Raw genomic sequence first — 20441 nt, 5'->3', positions numbered from 1 at the left:
CCCAGTTTGCGGGGGAAACAACATCTTCCAGCAATCAAAACAAATCTGCGGACGGATACCCACCTTTGGGACTTGACATCAATCAGCGCTTCAGCATCTTGTTGTCAAACTGGAACTTTACCCGAAAGAGCAAGGTGGATAGCGTTCTTAGCAAGAGTCAGTCGAGCGTCACACTCAACTCCATCGGCTACGACCACTTTGCCCCCGAATTTGTAAAGGTGGAATACCTCGACCCCAAGGACCAGACCCGGATCATCACCGGCGGCATCGGCCGGGGACAGGAGGCGGTGGTCCGGGTCACCCTCAAAAACAGCGATTTGGCCGCCGCCGGCGAGACCATCCCCGCCTTCCTCTCCCTCGGCGACCAGGCGGGCTTTGTCAGCGAGGGGTTCGAGACCACCCAAATCAGCGGCACCAAGAAGATCGCCCTCAACTTTGTGGGCAACGACGAGGTCTCCACCACCTTTAAAATCAAGGTCACCGGCGACCCCGAGACCCAGTTCAAGCTGGGGCTCAAGGTGGAGGACGACCCCTTTGGCAGCTACCGGTCGGCGTATGTCCTGCACGACATCGGCCCTGACATGGTGAAGGGCGGCGTCTTCCCCGGCGATGTCAACTACACCCTCACCGGCACCGCGGGCAACAACAGCTGGTACACCAGCAATGTGGATTTGAACATCCAGACAAACGACTACGACCTGGCCTACTTCGACGGCGTTCTCGCCGACAGGATGGGCAAGACCTTCACCAAAGAGGGCAAAACCACCACCAGCTTCTACGTCCAACAGGACGGCAGCCGCTTCTCTTCCAAGTGGGGGACCACCGGCATCATGAGCGAGAGCGTGGGGATCGACAAAACCGCCCCCACCCTGGCCCTCACCGACCGCTCCACCCTGGCCCTGCGGGCGCAGGACGGGGTCTCGGGCGTCTGGAAGATCCAGGTCAAGCGCCCTGGCGCCACAAGTTGGGAGGACATGACCACCTACACCCTGACCCCGGGGGGGACCAAGCCGGGGGACACCGGCGCCTCCTCCCGCGACTACCAAGCGCTAAACGACTGCGACGCCCTGGGTACCTACCAGTTCCGGGCGGTGGACGCGGCCGGCAACGCCACGCCGGACGACAAGGTGCTCACCGTCACCCGCACCGACGTGGCCCCTGTCATCGTGGCCGACGACAGCCTCGTCTTTTACGGGGAGAAGCTGCCCAGCGGCTTTGTCCCGCGGACGGCCTTTGACATGATCGCGGGGGACGACGCCCCCATCACCCACCTCTCCACAAACGGCGTCAAGACCCCGGCTGTCCACAACGCCCTGCCCCAGTACACCGATTTGAGCGGGCGGCTGCAAGATCGGGTGCAGCTGCCGGACGACCAGATCAGCTGGAAGTTGGAGCGCCTGGGCCTCACCGCCTCCTCCTTCCCGGTGCAGCGCGGCAACCGTTCCACCCAGCCGGTGGCGGTGGAGCTGCCGGCGGGCAGCTACAAGCTGACCTTCTCCCTCAAGGGGGTGGACGACGACGGCAACGCCGCTCTGCCCAAGGAGTGCTTCCTCTACATCCTCCGCGGCGGATCCCCCGACGTGGGCGGCCCCACCCCCTCGGGCGAGGGGGAACCGGGCTATCACCCCGACGTCCCCAACGACCAGCTGCCCGACGAGCAGCCGGACCCCTCCGTTGACGACGAGGGGAAGATGCACCGGGACATCTACGACGAGATCACCGAGCTGATCACCACCCCGGCCGCCGGCGGCGGCAGCTACGGAAAGGCGGAGATGGAGGCCCTCTTTGCCCGCCGGTACCAGGTCACCTCCACCCTGCCCGCTCCGGACGACGCCTTGAGTTGGGGTGAGCTGACCATCTCCAAGGGCGGGGTGCCCACCGACACCATGGACACCGCCCGCCAGGGCACCTATCTGGTGGAGCGCACCGCCACCGACAAAGCGGGGAACACCACCACCATCCATCTGACCTACCACTTTGTCTACGACAGCGGCATCGAGCCGCCGGTGGTGACCCCCGGCGGCGGGGAGGGGAACGGGTTCCCCCCTCTCCCGGATGAGCTGCCCGACGGCACCCTCAAACCCGACGAGACAGACCCCAACCGCCTGCACCGGGACATCTACGACGAGGTGGTGGAGTATGTCCGCCCCAACCCCTCCTTTGGGGGGCTGCTGACAGAGGAGAAGGCGGAGGCCTGGCTGGCACAGCGCTACCAGATCACCTCCTCCCTCCCCTGGCCCGCCGACGCCCTTTCCCGGGGGCCGGTCTCCATGAGCGGTGACCTGCGGGGCGGGTCCTTCCCCACCGGAGAGGTGGGCAGCTGTGTGATCGCCCAAACGGTGACCGACGAGGCGGGGAACACTACCACCATCCACCTGACCTACCGCATCATTGAGGCGGCGCAGCCGCCGGTGGTGATCGTGCCCGACCGCCCGGACGGCGGCTCGGGCGGCGGTTCCGGCGGTGGCTCGGGCGGCCAGGGGGAGAACGGCGGCGACAACTCCTCCGGCGGCGGCCAGGGGGAAAACGGCGGCGAGAATTCCTCCGGCGGCGATCAGGGCGAGAACGGCCGCCCCGCCCCGGACGGGTGGCCCGACACCGACTCCCCCGACGGCGGGGAAGGGGGGCTCTACCCCCTGCCGCCCACCGTTGAGACCGACGAGGAGGGGCTGCGGCACGCCCTCATCCGGGACAAAATCACCGTCCTCATCGGCCAGGAGCCGCCCTATGGCGGCAGTCTTGCCAGCGAAGAGGCCAGGGAGCTGATGGAGGGGCGCTATCAAATCGTCAGCGGCCTGCCGGCGCCCGACGACGGCCTCACCTATTTCCCGGTGGAGATGAGCGACCTCTCGGGCCGCCCCATCGCCGCCATCGACACCGCGCACCCGGGGGATTACCTCATCCGCTGGGGGGCGGCGGACGCCCAGGGGAACACCACCACCATCCTCCTCTGGTACCAACTGGTGGAAGAGGACGAGGGGGACACCCCTGCGCCCCCGCCCTCTCCCACCCCCGGCGAGGGGGAAGGGGGCGACGCCCCCGGCCCGGATGGCGGCGGGCAGACAGTCGACCTGGGAGAGACCACCCAGGCGGGCAGCGCCCCCTACACCGGGGAGCAGTTGCCCTTTGGCGGCGGTGCTCACGCCGGGCATGCGCCCGGCAGCTGCATCGTCCACTGGTTGGCCCTGCTGGGCGCCGCCATCACCGGCGTCTATGTTGCCCTGCGGCTGGTGTGGGAGCGCAGAGAAGAGGAGGAAGAGCATGAAGTGGTGTGACCTGCTGTTTTTCTCCGCTGGGGCCGGCCTGGCCGCCGTCCTCTGGTGGATGCGGGGCTGCCCTCTGGACAGCCTGCTGATCCTGGCCCTCCTGGCGGCCCTGGCCGCCGGCGCCCTCGCCATTGCCCTGCGCGGGCGCAAAAAAGAGCGGGAGAGCGACCGCCCCTAGATTTGAGCGCCCCGCAAAAGCGAACCCCCTGTGCCGCAGATACAGCGGTGCAGGGGGTTCGTGTACTTGAAAGAAAGCGCTTTCGGCAAACGCTTGCGAAATCGTTTTCATCAAAGTGACGGGAATTTTCCTTTTTCTTTGGCCCTTTCGTGCATTTACTTTGTTGGAAGGGGACAGGTATACTGAACTTGTATTTCTTTTATGGGTCAAGAAACCAAAGGAGAAGAAAAAGGAGTGTGTAGCATGAACAAGAAGCCCAAGGTGTATATTGCTGGGCCAGAGTGCTTTTTCCCCAACAGCGAGGAGATTTTTGCCGCCAACAAGGCCATCTGCGAAGAGCTGGGGTTTGAGCCGTCGGTGGCGGCCGACTACGATTTCAGCAGCTGCAAGACCAAGCGGGACACCGCCAAGGTGATTTTTGAAAAGAACATCGAATCCATCAAAAACTGCGACTTGATCGTGGCCGATATGAACAATTTCCGCGGGTGGGAGCCCGATTCCGGCACCTCCTTTGAAATTGGCGCGGGCTATATCTGGGGCAAGAAGATCTATGTCTACCTGGACGACCTGCGCGGCTGCGGCGAGAAGTTCACCGAGGAGACCTACCTCGACGAGCAGGGCCGCCGCCGCGACAAGGACGGCCTCACCCTGGAGGGCGGCCCCCTGAACCTGATGATCTCCGGCCACGCCACCATGGTGGAGGGGACCTTCCGCGACGCACTGCTCCGGGCCAAAGAGGACATGGAAAAGGAGGGCTGCTAGATGTTTATCGACAAAAACGGCGTTGTCCGCCGCCCGGTGGCCTACCTGGCCGGCCCCGACATGTTCTGGCCCAACGGGGATGAGATCGGCGCCCACTATGTGGAGTTGAGCCACAAGTACGGCATCGACGGCATCTTCCCCCCCGACCCCGCCCGGGAGGACGAGTTCAAAGAGTACGAGCCCAAGGACGACAGCTCGGAGGAGATGGAGAAGAAGATATTCATCCACGACATCAACCACGTCCGCCGCTCGGACATGATCATCGCCAACCTCAACGACTTCCGCCGCGGGCAGGAGCCCGATTCCGGCACCTGTGTCGAGTGCGGGGCCGCCTATGCCCTGGGCCAGCGCTGCTACGCCTTCATCGACGACGCCCGCCCCATGATCGAGCGCTTCTCCGGCGCCAAGCACCAGAACGAAGAGGGCAAGTGGGTGGACGAGAACGGCTGCACCATCGAGGACTTCGACTCCCCCCTCAACCTGATGTTCGGGGTGCCCTTCACCATTGTCGAGGGCACTATGGAGGACGCCATGAAGCGCGCTCGGGCCGACTTTGACGCCGAGCTCATCGCCGCCGGCTACGAGCCCTTCCAGGTCGAGGAGTAATTGCACCGGGCCCTTCACTGGGCCCTCTGGAGGGGTCGGTCGACAGCCGGCCCCTTTCCCTCCCCGGCCGGCGCGGCTGCGCGCGGCCGACCGGAAAAACCCCGAAAAAGGAGGCGTGTTTGCCTTGTTTATCGACAAAAACGGCGTTGTCCGCCGCCCGGTGGCCTACCTGGCCGGGCCGGACATGTTCTGGCCCAACGGGGATGAGATCGGCGCCCACTATGTGGAACTGAGCCACAAGTACGGCATCGATGGCATCTACCCCCCCAACCCCGCCCGGGACGACGAGTTCAAGGACTATGTCCCCAAGGACGACTCCCGCGAGGAGAAGGAGAAGCGCGGCTTCATCCACGACATCAACCACGTCCGCCGCTCGGACATGATCATCGCCAACCTCAACGACTTCCGCCGCGGACAGGAGCCCGATTCCGGCACCTGTGTCGAGTGCGGGGCCGCCTACGCCCTAGGCCAGCGCTGCTACGCCTTCATCGACGACGCCCGCCCCATGGTCGAGCGGTTCACCGGCGCCAAGCGCCAGAACGAAGAGGGCAAGTGGGTGGACGAGAACGGCTGCACCATCGAGGATTTTGACTACCCCCTCAACCTGATGTTCAGCGTGCCCTTCACCATCGTCGAGGGCACTATGGAGGACGCCATGAAGCGCGCCCGGGCCGACTTTGACGCCGAGCTCATCGCCGCCGGCTACGAGCCCTTCCAGGTCGAGGAGTGACCGGCGCTGCCCGACCTGCGGGCCCGCTGCGAGACGCACCCAAAAAGGCCGCCGGTTCTTGACCGGCGGCCTTTTGTCGATGGCTGTCAAAAGCGGCCCTGTACCCGCATGAAGTGCACGGTGTCCCGCAGGGTCTCCTCCATGGGGCGGGTGTGGTAGCCCAATTCGTCGGCCGCCTTCTGCCAGGAGAAGACGGCGTTTGTCTCCAGCGTGTAGAGGGAGTAGCGGGTGTAGAGGGGCGGGGCCTTGCGGATCTTGTAGTAGAGTTCCGACAGGGGGGCGGTGGCCCGGGCAAACCAGAGGGGCAGGGTGTGGCGGATGGGCTTGCAGCCGGTGGCCAGGTGGCAGCGCTCCAAAAATTCCGGCACGGTGAAATAGCGGTTGGCGAGGATGTAGCACTCCCCCACCCGCCCTCTGTCGGCGGCGGCGACCACCCCGGCGGCCACGTCCCGCACGTCCACGAAGTCGTAGCCGCCCTCCACGCCGGCCAGCAGCTTGCCCCGGGCGCAGTCGGCCACCAGGGCGTTGAGGTGGCCGTGGCCAAAGTCCCAGGGCCCCACGATCCCCGAGGGCTGCACCACCACCGCCGGCAAGCCGTCCTTGGCGGCTTCCAGCACCAGGGAGGTGGCCTCTGCCTTGGTCTTGGCGTAGAGCCCCTCCACCAAGTCGGGGTCGAAGTGGTCGGTCTCCACCACCACCTGCCCCTCCGGCCGCTCGGGGATGGCGTGGACAGAGCTGACATAGACCATCTTCTCCACCCCGTACTGGCGGCAGAAGGCCAGCAGGTTGGCGGTGCCGCCCACGTTGACGTCCCACACCTTCTGCTGGTATTTGGAGGCGATGCTCACGATCCCCGCCGTGTGGATCACCACCCGGCGGCAGGGGCTCTCGGTCTCAAAGAGGGGGTGGAGGCTGGCCGGGCAACAGACGTCGCCGCGGACGATCTCGACCCCGTCGGGCAGGGGAATAGCCGGGTCGTCCGGCAGGGCCAACCCCCGCACCCACTCGCCCCGTTTGGCCAGCAGCCGCACCACCACGTTGCCCAGGTGGCCATAGGCGCCGGTTACAATGTACAGTGTTTTCATCGCAAGCACCCCTTTCATCTGCTGTTAGTATAGTCCGTCTTTGTGATTAATAGATGGACAATTTGTAAAACGCCCGCCCCTCGGCCGGAGAATCTGGCTGCCGGCTTTTGTGCGTTTTGGCTGTTTTTTTCAGCGTATCTTCTACGCTTCCATCCCCTATACGCGCCCCCGATTCTAAAGTATAATGATTTGGTAAAGCCATATGCCAAGAAATGGAGGAGTCTGCACAATGAGCAAAAAAGTGTTATTTGACTGCGACACCGGCGGAGACGACGCCTGCGCGGTCGCCCTGGCCGTCGCCAGCCCCGAACTGGAGGTGTTGGGCATCACCACCTGCATGGGCAACCAGCCCATCGAAAACACCACCCAGAACACCTTAGAGCTGGTGCGCTACCTGAAAGCCGACATCCCGGTGGCCCGGGGCTCGCAAAACCCCCTGGTCCGCCAGCGCTGGGTCGGCAACCCCGAGGGGCACCGGCTGCCCATCCCCGATTTGAGCGAGGAGGTAGGCCCCCTGCAGGAGAAATCCGCCGTCGAGTTCATGGTGGACGTGCTCCGCTCCAGCGAGGAGAAGGTGACCCTCATCCCCCTGGCCCCCCTCACCAACATCGCCAAGCTGATGCTCCAACACCCCGACTTGGTGCGGGAGAAGGTGGAGGAGATCGTCCTCATGGGCGGCGGCATGTATTTCGGCAACACCACCGGCGCAGCCGAGCTCAACTTCTACGCCGACCCCGAGGCGGCCCAGGCCGTCTTCTCCTTTGGGCTGCCGGTGGCTATGTGCGGGCTGGATGTCTGCACAAATGCCTATATCACCCCCGCCGACAACGACAGCTGGAAGGGCTTTGACAACCCCTGTGCCAAGGCGTTTTACAGCATCACCCACCACTCCCTGAACGACGGCTGGGGTGAGTTCCCCGGCGAGCGCACCCTCATCTTCGACACGGTGCCGGTGATCTACCTGTTAAAGCCCGAGCTCTTCACCGCCGTCAAAGCGGACATCCAGATCGAGTGCGCCTCCGACCTCTGCGACGGGATGAGCGTCTGCGACGCCCGCACCGGGCTGCACCAGAGCGACCGCCCCCACATCCACACCGTGGTGTTGGACGTGGACCGCCAGGGCTATGTGGACGCGGTGCGCGAACTGCTGAAAAACGCCTGAGAAAGGGAGGAGAGAAGAGAATGGAACAGAACAAACGCCCCATTATTCTGGACTGCGACCCGGGCACCGACGACGCCATCTGCCTGTTTATGCTGCTGGGGGACGACCGCTTTGACATCAAGGGGATCACCCCGGTCTGCGGCAACAAGCCCCTGTCCTTCTGCGAGAAAAACGCCCTGCAGCTGTGCGAGCTCACCGGCAGGGAGGACATCCCCGTCCTCAAAGGGGCCAGCCAGTCCCTCTTCTGCGGGGAGCGCACCGCCGGCAACGTCCACGGCGCGGGCGGTTTGGGCTCGGTCACCCTGCCGGAGCCCCACAAGCAGGTGGAGGACCAGTACGCCTGGGACTTCATCTACCAGCAGGCGGTGGCCTGCAAGGGCGAGCTGGAGATCGTGGCCATCGGCCCCCTGACCAACGTGGCCAATGCCCTGTTGAAATACCCCAACTTAAAAGACTATGTCAAGCGCATCTCCATCATGGGCGGGGCCAAGGGCCTGGGCAACTGGACGGCCGCGGCCGAGTTCAACATCTGGGCCGACCCCCACGCCGCCAAGATCGTCTTTGCCAGCGGCATCCCCATGGCGATGATGGGGCTGGACATCTGCTTTAAAGCCTATGTCACCGCCGACGATTTGGCGCGCATCCGCGCCGCCGGCGGCCCGGTGGCAGAGGTGGCGGCCGAGCTCATCGGCGAGCGGGTCGGCTACGCCGAGAAGAACGGTCGCCCCGGCGGCATCCTCTGCGACGCAGTGACCGCAGCCTACGTGATGGACGAATCGGTGGTGCAGACGGTGGATGTCCACGTGGATGTGGAGACCCGCGGCATCCTCACCGAGGGCAAGACGGTCATCACCTACAAGCACACCGAGGACCGCCACTTCCCCCCCAACACCAAGATGGGCGAGGATGTGGACCGCCCCCGCTTCATCGATCTGATCGTCAACAGCCTGGCCAATTTAAACCGCTGACATCGAGGGCGGACCCCGGCATGGCGCCGGGGCCCGCCCTTTTTCTCCCCTTGCAACCCGGGGGGATGTCTGGTATACTCGTACTCGAAGAAACGAAGAAAGGCGAGGTAACCACACCGCGAATGAGACTGTTTTGACCTTTGCGCGCAACCACTGAAAACGGACAAAACGCCCTCTCTCAATAGGGGGGCCGTTTGGTCACCTGCGCGGCAAAGGGGAAAATAGCACGGTGTGCGGTGGACGCAAGTCCCCCTTTTTTCGCGCGCCCTCTGTCTTTTCCCTCCCTTGCAGGTGACCCTGCAAGGGAGGTTTTTCACTTGTCTGAACGAAACGTGCTGGTCTCGATCCGCGGGCTGGTCTATTTTATCGGGGAGCGGCGGCTTCTCGACATCCCCGAACTGACGGTTTTGGCGGGGGACCACATCGGGATCGTGGGGGAGAACGGGTGTGGCAAGACTACCCTCCTCGACCTCATCGCCGGTGTCCGCCAGCCGGAATCCGGCCGGGTGGAGCGGCGGTGCCCCCTGGCCTACTGCCGGCAGTTGGAGGCGGCCGACCCCGCGCAGATGGCCGGCCCGCTGGCCGCCCTGGGGGCGGGGCCCCTGGCCCGCCAGGCAGGCCGCAGCGGCGGCGAGGAGACCCGCGTCAAGCTGGCCGCCGCCCTGGAGGAGGGCGCCCCCCTCCTCCTCTGCGACGAGCCCACCGCCAACCTGGACGAGCGGGGGCAGGCGGAGATCCGCCGCCGGTTGGCAGAGGTGGAGTCGCTGCTGTTGGTCAGCCACGACAGGGCCCTGCTGGACGCCCTCTGCGACACCATTTGGGAGGTTCGGGACGGCCAGGTGAGGGCCTATCCCGGCAACTACGCCGCTTACCGCAGCCAGCGGGCCCGGGAGGAGGAGCGGGCCCAGCAGCAGTGGGAGGAGTACACCGGCGAGCGGGCCCGGCTGCTGGCCGCCGCCCGCCAGGTCTCCCGCCGGGCCGACGGCGTGAGGAAGGCCCCCAGCCGGATGGGCAATTCCGAGGCTCGCCTCCACAAGCGGGAGGCCACCCAGAAGTCGGCCAAGATCGCCCGCCGCAAAAAGGTGTTGGAGGGCCGCATCGAGCGGATGGAGCGGGTGGAGAAGCCCTTTGAGGCGGACGGCATCGCCCTGCGCATCGACCCGGCCCCGCTGCGGGCCCGCACCGCCCTCACCGCCGCGAATTTGGCGGTGGGTCACGCCGGCGTCCCCCTCTTTGAGGGGGCTGCCTTCACCCTTCCGACCGGCAGCAAAACCGCCCTCATCGGCCCCAACGGGGCGGGCAAGACCACCCTGCTGCGCACCCTGGCGGGGGAGATGGCCCCCCTGGCCGGCGAGTACCATCTCTCCCCTCAGGCCAAGCTGGGATTTCTTCGCCAGGGGTTTGAACAGCTGGACGAGGGGCGCACCGTCCTCGAAAACGCCCTTGAGGGGGCCCTCCAGTCCCCCACCCTGGTGCGCACGGTGCTGGGGCGGCTCCTCTTTCGGGGGGAGGCGGTCAACAAGCCCCTGGCGGTGCTCAGTGGCGGGGAGCGGATGAAGGTCGCCCTCTGCAAGCTGTTGGTGGGCGGCTGCAACCTCCTCTTTCTGGACGAGCCCACCAACTACCTGGACCTCCCCGCGGTGGAGGCCCTGCAATCCCTGCTCCAGGGCTACACCGGGACCCTGTTGCTGGTCAGCCACGACGAGGCGTTTGTGGAGAGGGTGGCCGACCGGCTGCTCTATATCGGCGGGGGCGGCCTCACCGCCTTTGCGGGCGGGCTGGCCGACTGGCGCCGTCAGCAGGAGAGGCCCGCCCGCAGGGCAGGGCAGAGCGCCGCCCTGCGCAAAACGGTGCTGGAGATGCGGTTGAGCCAGCTGGCAGTGGAGATTTCCGCCGCGCCGCTGGAGAAAAAAGCCGCCCTGGAAGAGGCCTACCGGGAGGCGGCGGAGGAACTGCGCGCCCTCAGGGAGGGGGATTGACCCCCCCCCTTTTGCAAAAAGCCATCCCCCGGCAGAACATTCTGCCGGGGGATGGCTTGCAGTTTGTCAGGAGAGGGAGAAGACAAAGGGATCGAAGTCTGCGGCGCAGTCTTCAGACAGGATCTGAAGATAGATCTGCAGTGCTCCAGGATCCTTTAGGGCGGGAAAAACCACTACCCTGATGGCGGTGACGCCGGGCAAAATGTCGCCGGGAAGGACCTCGTAGCGGGCCTCGGCGTTGTGTGTTTCGGCGTACTGGGTCCCCCCTGCACCAGATAGCCGTTCCAGTAGGAGATGCTGGCGCCGCCCGTGTTTTGAATGCGCAGGTAGAGCCGCGTCTCCTCTTTTGCAAATTCGACCTTTTCGACGGTGACCGAACAGCCCTCCTGTACCTGGGTGAGGGCGAGGCTGATTTCTTTGAGGGTAGGGCGGAAGGCGTCTTTGTAGGCGGAGTGGGTCAGATCGGCCGCTGCGAGGTGGGGCAGGTCGGTGCCGGTGTTTTTGGTGGACCAAAACTTCCCGTCAACCAGGAGGATGTCCCCCTCCTCTATCTGCAGGGAGGAGTCGGCGGAGTGGACGGCAATGGGGGAGCTGTACCCTTCGGGGATAAAGAGAAAGGACGATTCGCCGGTATGGCGCTCCAGCATGCTGATGGCGCGGCCGACCAGCTTGACGTGTTTCCCCCGGTAGCCGGCCGGGTCGGCATAGACGCGGGGGAGCTCTGCCGTGTCGATATACTCTCTCCCCTCTTCGGGAAAAGAAAAGGCCTCGCTCTTTTCCCCACAGCCGGTCACCAAAAGGGCCAGGGTGAGACACAACAGGGCGATCAGGTGTTTTTTCACAGGGTTTTCTTCTCTCTGACAAGGGCGCTGTCCCGCCGGATCCGGCGGCACCGCGCGGCGCGCTATTTCTGCAAGTTCAGCTCAAAGCGCTCGAAGTACCCCAGCAGCTCCCCCTCCTCGTTTCGCACCGGGTTGATGTAGTAGCGCTGGTTGTCTGGGGTCACCCCCAGGTGGATTTCGTTGCCGTGGTGGCGCAGCTTTTCCACCGCCGCCTCGATGCGCTCCCGCGAGAGCTCCTGGTGGCAGTCAAACAGGGAGCGGCCAATCAGATCCCGGTACCCCCGCACCTGGTAGTAGTGGTATTTGGCGGCCCGGTTCAGGTAGCGGATGACGTGGTCGCAGTCCACAAATACCACCCGGTAGGGGTAGCTGTCGAGAATGGCTTCTAACATTTCCAATTTTTCCATCGTGTGTTCCTCCTTGGATTACAGTGTGGTCACTCCCCGTCCAGCAGTTCCCGCAGCATCCGCTCCGGCGCCTCCAAGAAGGCGCGGGTGACCTGGTAGTGGCTGGTCTCCCGATAGGCCGTGGGGCGGATGGCGCCCCCCTCTTCAAAGGAGAGGACGGCGGCGCCGGGCAGGGCCATCAGGATGGGGGAATGGGTGGCGATGATGAACTGGCTGCCCCCTTCGGCCAGCAGGTGGATCTGCCGCAAGAGGGCCAGCTGCCGGGAGGGGGAGAGGGCTGCCTCCGGCTCGTCGAGGAGGTAGAGCCCGCGCGGGGGAAAGCGCCCCAGCACCAGGGAGAGAAAGGCCTCGCCGTGGGACTGGCTGTGCAGGGAGCGCCCCCCGTAGCTGTCAAAGAGGCCGGGGGCACCGATTCCCTCCAGCCGGTCCACCTCGGAGGCCAGGTTGTAAAAGCTCTCCGCCCGCAGAAAGTAGCTGGTTTGGGGGCGGTAGGGTCCTTTGGTCACCGTCAGGCAGCGGTGCAGGGGGGAGTGGGTCTCCTTAGAGGCAAAGTGAAAGTTGCGCCCGCCCCCTTCCGGGTTGAGGCCCAGGGCCACGGCCAGCCCTTCTAGTAGGGTGGACTTCCCGGTTCCATTCTCCCCCACAAAATAGGTGACCGGGCGGTGAAAGGCCAGCGCCTCCAGCTCCCGCAGGCAGGGCAGGTCGTTCAAATAGCCGCCCGTCTGTCGCAGAGCGGCCCGGTCCAGCGCCACCTCGGTGACAAACAGTTCGTTCACAGCCCTTCCCCCCTTGGGCCCATTATACCCCCTGTCCGCCCTGTTGCGCAATCGCGGCGGGCGGGGCGAAGGGGGTGGAGGGGGTGCAGGCAAAAAAAGAGGGCCCCGTACGGGGCCCTCTTTTCCGATTCGTCCGATTTCAGAAATCAGGCTGCCAAACTTGACCACCCCTTTGGGGGAATGGCCCTGAGCAGTTCCAAACGGCGGTCCTGCTCTTTCTTACGCACACCTGCAAACTCCTTTTTGCATCTGTTGGCAAAGACAAGCTATGGGCGGAGTTTGAAATCAACTGGGGTTGCCTGTCTTTCAGATTTGAGACCTACCCATTGGACAATACCTCCTGTGCGCACTGCACATTTGCCTTGAACGGTGGATAAGGCTCCGTCTTGAAGGGCCTTGGTACACGAATTTCCTCACCTATTATCTGTTTTGGTATACAACCAAAGGAGGTTTGGTACGAAACCCTTTTCTTACCTATAATATATAATTTGACTGCACGAAAATCAATATTTTTATTGAACAATCCTTCTGCCTGTTTTTTGTGCAAAAAGCAAAAGGGCCCCAAAGAGGCCCTTTTACAGCTGTTTTTTCGTCTAGTCGTCGTAGCCGTTGGGGTTTTGGCTCTGCCACCGCCAGGAGTCGACGCACATCCGCTGGATGTCGTACTCCGCCTCCCACCCCAGCTCGGCCTTGGCCTTGGAGGCGTCGGCCCAGCACTCGGCGATGTCGCCGGCCCGGGGCGGGGCGATCTTGTAGGGGACCTTCTGGCCGCTGGCCTTTTCAAAGGCGTCCACCACCTGCAGCACCGAATAGCCGTTGCCGGTGCCCAGGTTGTAGACGTGCACCCCGGCCTTGCCCGCCAGCTTCTCCACCGCCTTGATGTGGCCCTTGGCCAGGTCCACCACGTGGATGTAGTCGCGCACCCCGGTGCCATCCACCGTGGGGTAGTTCTCCCCGTACACGTTCAGGTACTGCAGTTTGCCCACCGCCACCTGGGTGATGTAGGGGATCAGGTTGTTGGGGATGCCCTTGGGGTTCTCCCCGATGCGGCCGCTCTCGTGGGCGCCGATGGGGTTGAAGTAGCGGAGGATCACCAGGGAGAAGCGGGGGTCGGCCCGGTAGAGGTCCCGCAAAATCTCCTCGGTCATCAACTTGGTGGCGCCGTAGGGGTTGGTCACCGAGAGGGGGAAATCCTCAGTGATGGGGACGGTGGCCGGCGAGCCGTACACCGTGGCGGAGGAGGAGAACACCAGGGTAAAGACCTGGTACTTTTTCATCAGCTTGAGCAGGTGCAGGGTGCCGGTCAGGTTGTTGTGGTAGTATTCCAGCGGTTTCTCCACCGACTCCCCCACCGCCTTGAGCCCGGCGAAGTGGATGACCCCGTCGAACTGGTGGGCGCGAAAGACCGCCTCGGTGGCGGCGTAGTCCAACAAGTCGACCTGGCAGAACGTCACCTGTTTGCCGGTGATCTCCTGAATGCGCTCCACCACTTTGGGGCTGGCGTTGCAGAGGTTGTCCAGGATCACCACCTCGTGTCCCGCGTTCAGCAGTTCCACGCAGGTGTGGCTTCCGATGTAACCGGCGCCGCCGGTGATCAGCAGTTTCATAAGATGTCCTTCTTTCCCTTTCATCCGGTTTTGGCAGATGGAAAACTGCCTATATTATAATGGGAGAGCAGCGGTTTGTCCAGCCGCCAAAAATGTGAAGAAACCCTGAATAAACGGGCATCCAGAGGGGAAAGCGGGCCTGTCCTATTGAATTTGAGGGGGGCTTAGAGTATAATTGATAAATAAATTTGCCCTTTTTCGTGTAAAAAGACAGTTTGTGGAGGAAAACCATGACAGACCTGACCGAGCAGAGAGAGACAGGATCTCAGGCAGACCCTGCCATTGAGGTTTCTGTGGTCGTCCCCATCTTAAATGAGGAGGCCTACATCGGCCCCTGCATAGAGTCTATTCTGAAGCAGGACTTCCCCCGTGAGCGGATGGAAGTCTTGTTTGTTGATGGCGACTCGGAGGACAAGACCACCGCCATCATCGCCCAGTACCAGGAGAAGTACCCCTTTATCCACTGCCTGCGCAATCCGGGCAGGACGGTGCAGTTGGCCCTCAACATCGGCATCCGCGCCGCTGTGGGGGAGTATATCGTCCGCCTGGACGCCCACTCGGAATACGCCGACGACTACATCTCCCAGTCCATCGCCACCCTCAAAAAGACCGGCGCCGACAACGTGGGCGGCCCGATGATCGCCTGTGGCAAAAACGCAGTGCAGAAGGTGGTGGCGGCCGCCTACCACTCCCCCTTTGCCCTAGGCGGCGGGAAATTTCACATTGCGGACTACGAGGGCTATGTGGACACCGTCTTTCTCGGCGCCTACAAGCGCCAGACCATCCTCGATTTGGGCCTCTACGACGAGGACTTCCCCCGCAGCGAGGACGACGAGTTCAACATGCGGCTGCACGCCCACGGGGGCAAGGTGTACATGACCCCCTCCATCAAGAGCCGCTACTACCCCCGCGACAGCTACCGCAAGGTCTTCAAGCAGTACTACGAGTACGGTGTCTGGAAGGTGGCGGTCATCAAAAAGCACAAAAAACCCGCCCGTCTCTCCCATCTGGTACCCATCAGCTTTGTGCTGTTTATCGCCCTGTTCGGGCTCCTCTCCCTCTTTTTCTCGCCGGCCCGCTGGGTTTTTGGCGGGGTGATGGGCCTCTATCTGCTGCTGGACATCTACTTTTCCTTCTCCAACAAGCGGGTGAAGGGCTTTGTCAACAAGCTGCGGCTGATGTGGGTGCACTTCATCCTCCACATCTCCTATGGGCTCGGCTTTTTGCAGGGGATCTTTCAGTTCGCCGGCAAGACCTTTCAGCCGGTCTAGAGGAAATTTGAGGCGGCCAATATAGAGAGGAAGGCGAGAGGATGGGCGAAAGCTATACCTTCACCCCGGAAAAATTGCGGGAGCTCCAGCTAAAGGGGCTGGAGATGGCCCTCTACTTCAAAAAGATATGCGATGAAAACGGGCTGCTCTTTTACTTCTGCGGCGGCTGCTGCATTGGGGCGCTGCGCCACCAGGGGTTCATCCCCTGGGACGACGACGTGGACGTCTTTATGCCCCGTCCCGACTACGAGCGGCTCAAGGAGGTCTGGCCCCAGAAGGCCGACACCCGCCGGTACAGCATCTGCTACCCCACCCGGGAGCGGGTGGACGGCAACCTCTTCATCACCATCAAGGACAACGAGACCACCTATATCAAGCCCTACCAAAAGCAGATGGACATCCCCCACGGGGTGGTGCTGGATATCCTTCCCCTGGACGGCTGTCCCGGCGACCCTGGAAAGCGCAAGCGGCAGAAGTTTTGGGCCCTGCTCTACTCCCTCTACTGCGCCCAGCAGGTGCCCACCAACCATGGCAAGAAGGTGGCGGCGCTGGCGAAGATCGCCCTGACCTGCGTCCCCTTTAAAGGACTTCGCTACAAGCTCTGGAAGCTGGCCGAGCGGAAGATGACCCAGTACCCCATCGCCCAGTGTGAAAAGATCACCGAGCTCTGCGCCGGGCCCCACTACATGCAAAACGAGTACCCCCGGGCGGCCTTTGACAGCGCCGTCTACCGGGAGTTTGAGGGGCACCCCATGCCCCTGCCGGTGGGGTATGACCAGTACCTGACGATCGCCTTTGGCGACTACATGCAGCTGCCCCCCAAAGAAAAACAGGTGGCCCACCACGACTGCCTCTTCTGCGATTTGGAGCACGGCTACCAGCAGTACAAGGGAATTTACTACTGCACGGAGGATTGAATCATGATTTTTGGCGCGATTTTGGCCGGCGGCACCGGCTCCCGGATGAACATTGCGGACATGCCCAAGCAGTTTCTCCCCCTGGGGGACAAGCCCATCATCCTGCACACCCTGGAGAAATTCCTCCTCTGTGACAAGATGGATCGGGTCTACGTGGGGGTCCACCCCGACTGGGTGGGCCACATGCAGGACCTGTTGGAGCGCCAGGTGCCCCAGAGAGAGCGGGTCATCCTGGTCCCCGGCGGGGGAGACCGCAACAGCACCATCTTCAACATCGTCGACAAGATCGAGGCGGACTGGGGCGAGTCGGACGATCACCTCATCATCACCCATGACGCTGTGCGCCCCTTTGTCACCCTGCGCATCCTCGAGGAGAACATCGAGGCCGCCCGCGCCTTTGGCGCCTGCGACACGGTGGTCTCTGCGGTGGACACCATCGTCGTCTCCGAAAACGGCGAGACCATCTCCCAGATCCCCGACCGGCGGCTGATGTATCAGGGGCAGACCCCCCAGAGCTTCCGTATCTCCCTGCTCAAAAAGCTCTACCAGAGCCTCGACGAGGAGGAGAAGGCGGTCCTCACCGACGCCTGCAAGATCTGCGTGGTGCGCCAGACCCCGGTGCGGCTGGTGGAGGGGGATGTCTCCAACCTGAAGATCACCACGGTCAGCGACTACAAGATCGCCCAGGCCATGGTGGGGGGACAGGTCGTTGATTAACCACATCTACCAGCTGGTCAGCCCGGGGGTGTTCTCCATCGAGTACGCCTCCACCGACCTGGCGGACAAGGTGATCCTCCGCCCCCAATTCATGGCCCTCTGCCATGCCGATCAGCGGTATTTTCTGGGGCAGCGCAGCCAGGACGTGCTCCGCAAAAAGCTGCCCATGGCCCTGATCCACGAGTGCTGCGGGCGGGTGCTGCAAGACCCCACCGGGACCTTTGCGCCGGGGGCGCGGGTGGTGGCCATCCCCAACAGCCCCCAGAGCCCTGACCCCATCATCTCTGAAAACTACCGGCGGGACAGCCGGTTCCTCTCCAGCGGGTACGACGGCTTTATGCGGGAGTATATCGACCTGCCGGCGGACCGGCTGGTCTCCTGCGACGGGGTGCCCGACCATATTGCCGCCATCACCGAGTTTGTCAGCGTCACCGTCCAGGCGGCCCGCCGGTTTGACCGGCTGGCCCACGCCCGGCGGGACCGCGTCGGCATCTGGGGGGACGGCAGCATGGCCTTTGTGTTGGCCTGTACCCTCCGCTCCATCTTCCCACAAATCGAGCTGCACGTGGTGGGGAAGAACGCCCGCAAACTGTCCATGTTCTCATTCGTGGGGGCCATCCACTTCGCTGACGACCTGCCACAGGGCTTTTCGGTGGATCACGCCTTTGAGTGCGCGGGGGGCGAGGGCAGCTACTACGCCATCGACGACATCATCCGCACCATCGAGCCCCAGGGGTCGGTCATCCTGCTGGGTGTCAGCGAGAACAAGGTGGCCATCAACACCCGGGACGTGCTGGAAAAGGGACTCACTCTGGCCGGCAGCAGCCGCTCCGGGCGGGAGGACTTTGTCGAGGCCATCCGCCTGATGGGCGACCCCGCCGTGCAAAACCGCCTCAACCGCATCATCAGCATCGACGACCCGGTCTGCCAGATGGGAGACATCGAGCGGGTCTTTCGCACCGACCTGAACACCCCCTTCAAAACGGTGTTCGAGTGGAGGATGTAAGAGAAACCCGTCCAGGGGAAAGGAGCGTTTGCCAATGGAAGAGGCCACCCCCACCATCAGCGTTATCGTACCCGTCTACAAGGTGGAGGCCTATTTGGACCGGTGTGTGCAGTCCATTCTCAACCAGACTTTTTCCGACTTTGAACTGATTTTGGTGGATGACGGTTCGCCGGACCGCTGCGGTCAGATGTGTGACGCCTACGCGCAGGGAGACCGGCGGGTGCGGGTGATCCACAAAAAAAATGGCGGCTTGAGCGATGCGCGCAACGCGGGGATCGACGCCGCCCGGGGCGAGTATCTGGGCTTTGTGGACAGCGACGACGAGATTGCCCCGGACATGTACGAGAGCCTTCTGCAAGATCTTGTTCAGGCCAAAGCCGATATGGCGGTCTGTGGTCTCTACGACTGCTATGGAGACGTCAAGGTGCCGCAGGACATTCAGCAAGGGCACTTTCTCTACACGGCGGAGGAGGCGGTGGAATACCTTCTCTCCGGACGGAGTGTAGGGCTTTTTGCCGTCAACAAGCTGTATAAGCGCGCCCTGTTTGGCGAAGTCCGCTATCCGGTTGGGCGACTTTATGAGGACGCCTTTGTCATTGTGGACTTGCTGGTTCGGACAGACAGGGTAGTGGTGGACACCGCCCCAAAGTATCTCTATCAGCGGCGCCAGGACAGCATCACTATCGGCGCCTTTCAGCCAAAGGTATATGATGTGGTTGCCGCACATGAGCACAATCTGCAGTTGATACGGGAGCACTTCCCCGCGCTGGAAGCGGTGGGGCAGTTTCGCCTCTGGTGGGCGAAAAAGCAGGTGCTAGAGCGCATTTCGCAAGTTGACCCTGCGCACTGGGACGACTACCGCCGGGAGGTGGGAGAAATCGCCGGCCAAGTGCGCAAAAATCTCCTTTCCATCCTGAAAAATCCTTACAATTCCCGCAATCAGAAAATCGCCTATTTGATGATTGCCGTCGATCCCCGGCTGTTTTTGCGACAGATTGCAAAGAAACGCCGCCAGACGGCGAGGGGATGAGGAGGCGTGTGTTCTCAAATGAAATCCATCTGCCTGGTAAAAGATGATCTGTCGATCTTCGGCGGGAGGGAAAAAATCCTCTCTGTCATGGCCAACGCCCTCTGCAAGGACTACTGTGTTCATGTGGTGGGACTGTGGAATTCCCTGCAGACGCCCCCCTATTTCCCTTTTGACGAGCGGGTGCGCTGCTTTCAAATTTTGGATCACAATGCCCGTGTGCGGGAGGCGCTGACCAAGACCATCTCCCCCCTGCACCGCTATTTGAAGGAACAAAAAATTGACGTGGCCCTCTCGGTTGGGGTCAATACCAATGCCTATTTGTTGGCAGCAGCGGTGGGGACGAAGGTCAAGACTGTCTGCTGCGAGCACTCCAATTTGCAAAACAGCTATTACGGTTGGTTCGGCCATCTCAACCAGTGGTTGTCGGCGCGCTTTGCCGATAAGATAGTGACCCTCACCAAGCAAGATCAGGCGGCCTATCGCAAAAAGTTTCACCTGGGGGAAGAGCGGGTCGACTACAACTACAACTGTATTGACCCCGCCTGGCTGAAAGGAAAAAAGCCCTATGACATGGCATCGAAGAAGCTTCTCTCTGTGGGGCGATTTGACCCGGTGAAAGGGTACCCTCTGCTCGTAGATGTGGCCAAACGGGTACTGCCTGACCACCCTGACTGGCAGTGGCACATCTATGGCGATGGGGAGGAATTCTCCACTGTACAGGAAAAAATTAGAGATCAGGGGTTGGAGAAGCAGTTGATCTTAAAGGGGTCAGTCAAGTCGATGGAGGAGATCTACTCCCAATATGCCGCCGCCGTTCTCACCTCCTATCACGAGGGCCTGCCCATGGTTTTGCTGGAGGCAAAGGCAAACAGCCTCCCCATTGTCAGCTTCGACTGCGCGACCGGGCCGAGGGAGATCGTGCGCGACGGCGTAGACGGCTACCTGGTCCCAGTGGGGGACGTGGAGGGGATGGCAGAGCGGATCGAGCGCCTGGTTGGAGATGAAGAACTTCGCCGTTCTTTTTCAGAGAACAGTCTGCAGAATATAGCTCCATTTTCTCAGGAAGTCGTGATTGAGAAATGGAAGGATATACTGGAGTCTGTGTAGAAATTCCAGTCGATCCAATTGGGAA

19 protein-coding genes are annotated in these 20441 nt (G+C 62.6%); 14 read left to right on the top strand and 5 right to left on the bottom strand.

What is annotated here, in order from left to right; all coding sequences use genetic code 11:
• Positions 1-134: 134 nt before the first annotated feature.
• The 5 genes from ACTNAU_RS03045 to ACTNAU_RS03025 all read left to right on the top strand — a co-directional run bounded on the left by ACTNAU_RS03045 (position 135) and on the right by ACTNAU_RS03025 (position 5542).
• Complete coding sequence (locus ACTNAU_RS03045) at positions 135-3275, top strand: hypothetical protein (protein WP_441097511.1); 3141 nt, start codon at positions 135-137, stop codon at positions 3273-3275.
• On the top strand, positions 3262-3444 hold the full coding sequence (locus ACTNAU_RS03040; protein ID WP_185915425.1) for a hypothetical protein: 183 nt from the start codon (positions 3262-3264) through the stop codon (positions 3442-3444). The genes ACTNAU_RS03045 and ACTNAU_RS03040 overlap by 14 nt, the downstream gene beginning before the upstream one ends.
• A gap of 243 nt (positions 3445-3687) precedes the next feature.
• Complete coding sequence (locus ACTNAU_RS03035) at positions 3688-4206, top strand: nucleoside 2-deoxyribosyltransferase (protein WP_185915426.1); 519 nt, start codon at positions 3688-3690, stop codon at positions 4204-4206.
• Positions 4207-4812, top strand: coding sequence for a nucleoside 2-deoxyribosyltransferase (locus ACTNAU_RS03030; protein ID WP_216400699.1), 606 nt, complete (start codon positions 4207-4209; stop codon positions 4810-4812).
• Between the two features lie 124 nt (positions 4813-4936).
• Positions 4937-5542 (top strand): nucleoside 2-deoxyribosyltransferase, encoded by a 606-nt coding sequence (locus tag ACTNAU_RS03025; protein WP_185915428.1) that lies wholly within the window; start codon positions 4937-4939, stop codon positions 5540-5542.
• An 86-nt stretch (positions 5543-5628) separates the two neighbouring features.
• On the opposite strand, the gene ACTNAU_RS03020 is transcribed toward ACTNAU_RS03025, so the two are convergent.
• Positions 5629-6627 carry an NAD-dependent epimerase/dehydratase family protein gene (locus tag ACTNAU_RS03020; RefSeq protein ID WP_185915429.1) on the bottom strand — a complete coding sequence of 333 codons (999 nt, stop codon included), beginning with the start codon at positions 6625-6627 and terminating at the stop codon, positions 5629-5631.
• Between the two features lie 229 nt (positions 6628-6856).
• Between ACTNAU_RS03020 and ACTNAU_RS03015 the strand changes: the two genes are divergently transcribed.
• The 3 genes from ACTNAU_RS03015 to abc-f all read left to right on the top strand — a co-directional run bounded on the left by ACTNAU_RS03015 (position 6857) and on the right by abc-f (position 10736).
• The gene (locus tag ACTNAU_RS03015; RefSeq protein ID WP_185915430.1) at positions 6857-7789 is read left to right on the top strand and encodes a nucleoside hydrolase; all 933 of its coding nucleotides are present in this window, start codon (positions 6857-6859) and stop codon (positions 7787-7789) included.
• Positions 7790-7809: 20 nt separating this feature from the next.
• Positions 7810-8757, top strand: coding sequence for a nucleoside hydrolase (locus ACTNAU_RS03010; protein WP_216400703.1), 948 nt, complete (start codon positions 7810-7812; stop codon positions 8755-8757).
• Between the two features lie 317 nt (positions 8758-9074).
• The gene (abc-f, locus tag ACTNAU_RS03005) at positions 9075-10736 is read left to right on the top strand and encodes a ribosomal protection-like ABC-F family protein (RefSeq protein ID WP_441097510.1); all 1662 of its coding nucleotides are present in this window, start codon (positions 9075-9077) and stop codon (positions 10734-10736) included.
• A 173-nt stretch (positions 10737-10909) separates the two neighbouring features.
• Here the strand turns inward: abc-f and ACTNAU_RS03000 are convergent, their stop codons facing one another.
• The 4 genes from ACTNAU_RS03000 to galE form a co-directional block, all read right to left on the bottom strand.
• Positions 10910-11578, bottom strand: a complete 669-nt coding sequence (locus tag ACTNAU_RS03000; RefSeq protein WP_441097509.1) for a hypothetical protein — start codon at positions 11576-11578, stop codon at positions 10910-10912.
• Positions 11579-11640: 62 nt separating this feature from the next.
• Positions 11641-11985, bottom strand: a complete 345-nt coding sequence (locus tag ACTNAU_RS02995) for a PAS domain-containing protein (RefSeq protein WP_441097508.1) — start codon at positions 11983-11985, stop codon at positions 11641-11643.
• 29 nt (positions 11986-12014) lie between these two features.
• Complete coding sequence (locus tag ACTNAU_RS02990; RefSeq protein ID WP_441097579.1) at positions 12015-12752, bottom strand: AAA family ATPase; 738 nt, start codon at positions 12750-12752, stop codon at positions 12015-12017.
• A 602-nt stretch (positions 12753-13354) separates the two neighbouring features.
• Positions 13355-14368 carry a UDP-glucose 4-epimerase GalE gene (galE, locus tag ACTNAU_RS02985; RefSeq protein WP_185915435.1) on the bottom strand — a complete coding sequence of 338 codons (1014 nt, stop codon included), beginning with the start codon at positions 14366-14368 and terminating at the stop codon, positions 13355-13357.
• Positions 14369-14598: 230 nt separating this feature from the next.
• Between galE and ACTNAU_RS02980 the strand changes: the two genes are divergently transcribed.
• From ACTNAU_RS02980 to ACTNAU_RS02955, 6 genes are read left to right on the top strand one after another with little or no spacing between them, the layout of a single operon-like run.
• A complete protein-coding gene (locus ACTNAU_RS02980; protein ID WP_441097507.1) occupies positions 14599-15639 on the top strand; it encodes a glycosyltransferase family 2 protein in 1041 nt (346 codons plus the stop codon).
• Positions 15640-15680: 41 nt separating this feature from the next.
• Complete coding sequence (locus ACTNAU_RS02975; protein ID WP_441097506.1) at positions 15681-16556, top strand: LicD family protein; 876 nt, start codon at positions 15681-15683, stop codon at positions 16554-16556.
• Between the two features lie 3 nt (positions 16557-16559).
• Positions 16560-17273, top strand: a complete 714-nt coding sequence (locus ACTNAU_RS02970) for an IspD/TarI family cytidylyltransferase (protein WP_441097505.1) — start codon at positions 16560-16562, stop codon at positions 17271-17273.
• Complete coding sequence (locus ACTNAU_RS02965; RefSeq protein ID WP_441097504.1) at positions 17266-18279, top strand: alcohol dehydrogenase catalytic domain-containing protein; 1014 nt, start codon at positions 17266-17268, stop codon at positions 18277-18279. Before ACTNAU_RS02970 ends, ACTNAU_RS02965 begins: the two co-directional genes overlap by 8 nt.
• Before the next feature lie 34 nt (positions 18280-18313).
• A complete protein-coding gene (locus tag ACTNAU_RS02960) occupies positions 18314-19309 on the top strand; it encodes a glycosyltransferase family 2 protein (RefSeq protein WP_185915440.1) in 996 nt (331 codons plus the stop codon).
• 18 nt (positions 19310-19327) lie between these two features.
• On the top strand, positions 19328-20416 hold the full coding sequence (locus ACTNAU_RS02955) for a glycosyltransferase family 4 protein (RefSeq protein ID WP_185915441.1): 1089 nt from the start codon (positions 19328-19330) through the stop codon (positions 20414-20416).
• The last annotated feature ends 25 nt before the right edge of the window (positions 20417-20441 follow it).

The organism is Bittarella sp. HCP28S3_D9 (assembly GCF_052065655.1).
GTDB lineage: Bacteria > Bacillota > Clostridia > Oscillospirales > Ruminococcaceae > Bittarella > Bittarella massiliensis.
Note: the sequence above shows the minus strand (reverse complement) of the source record. Positions and strands in the feature narration are given on the sequence as shown.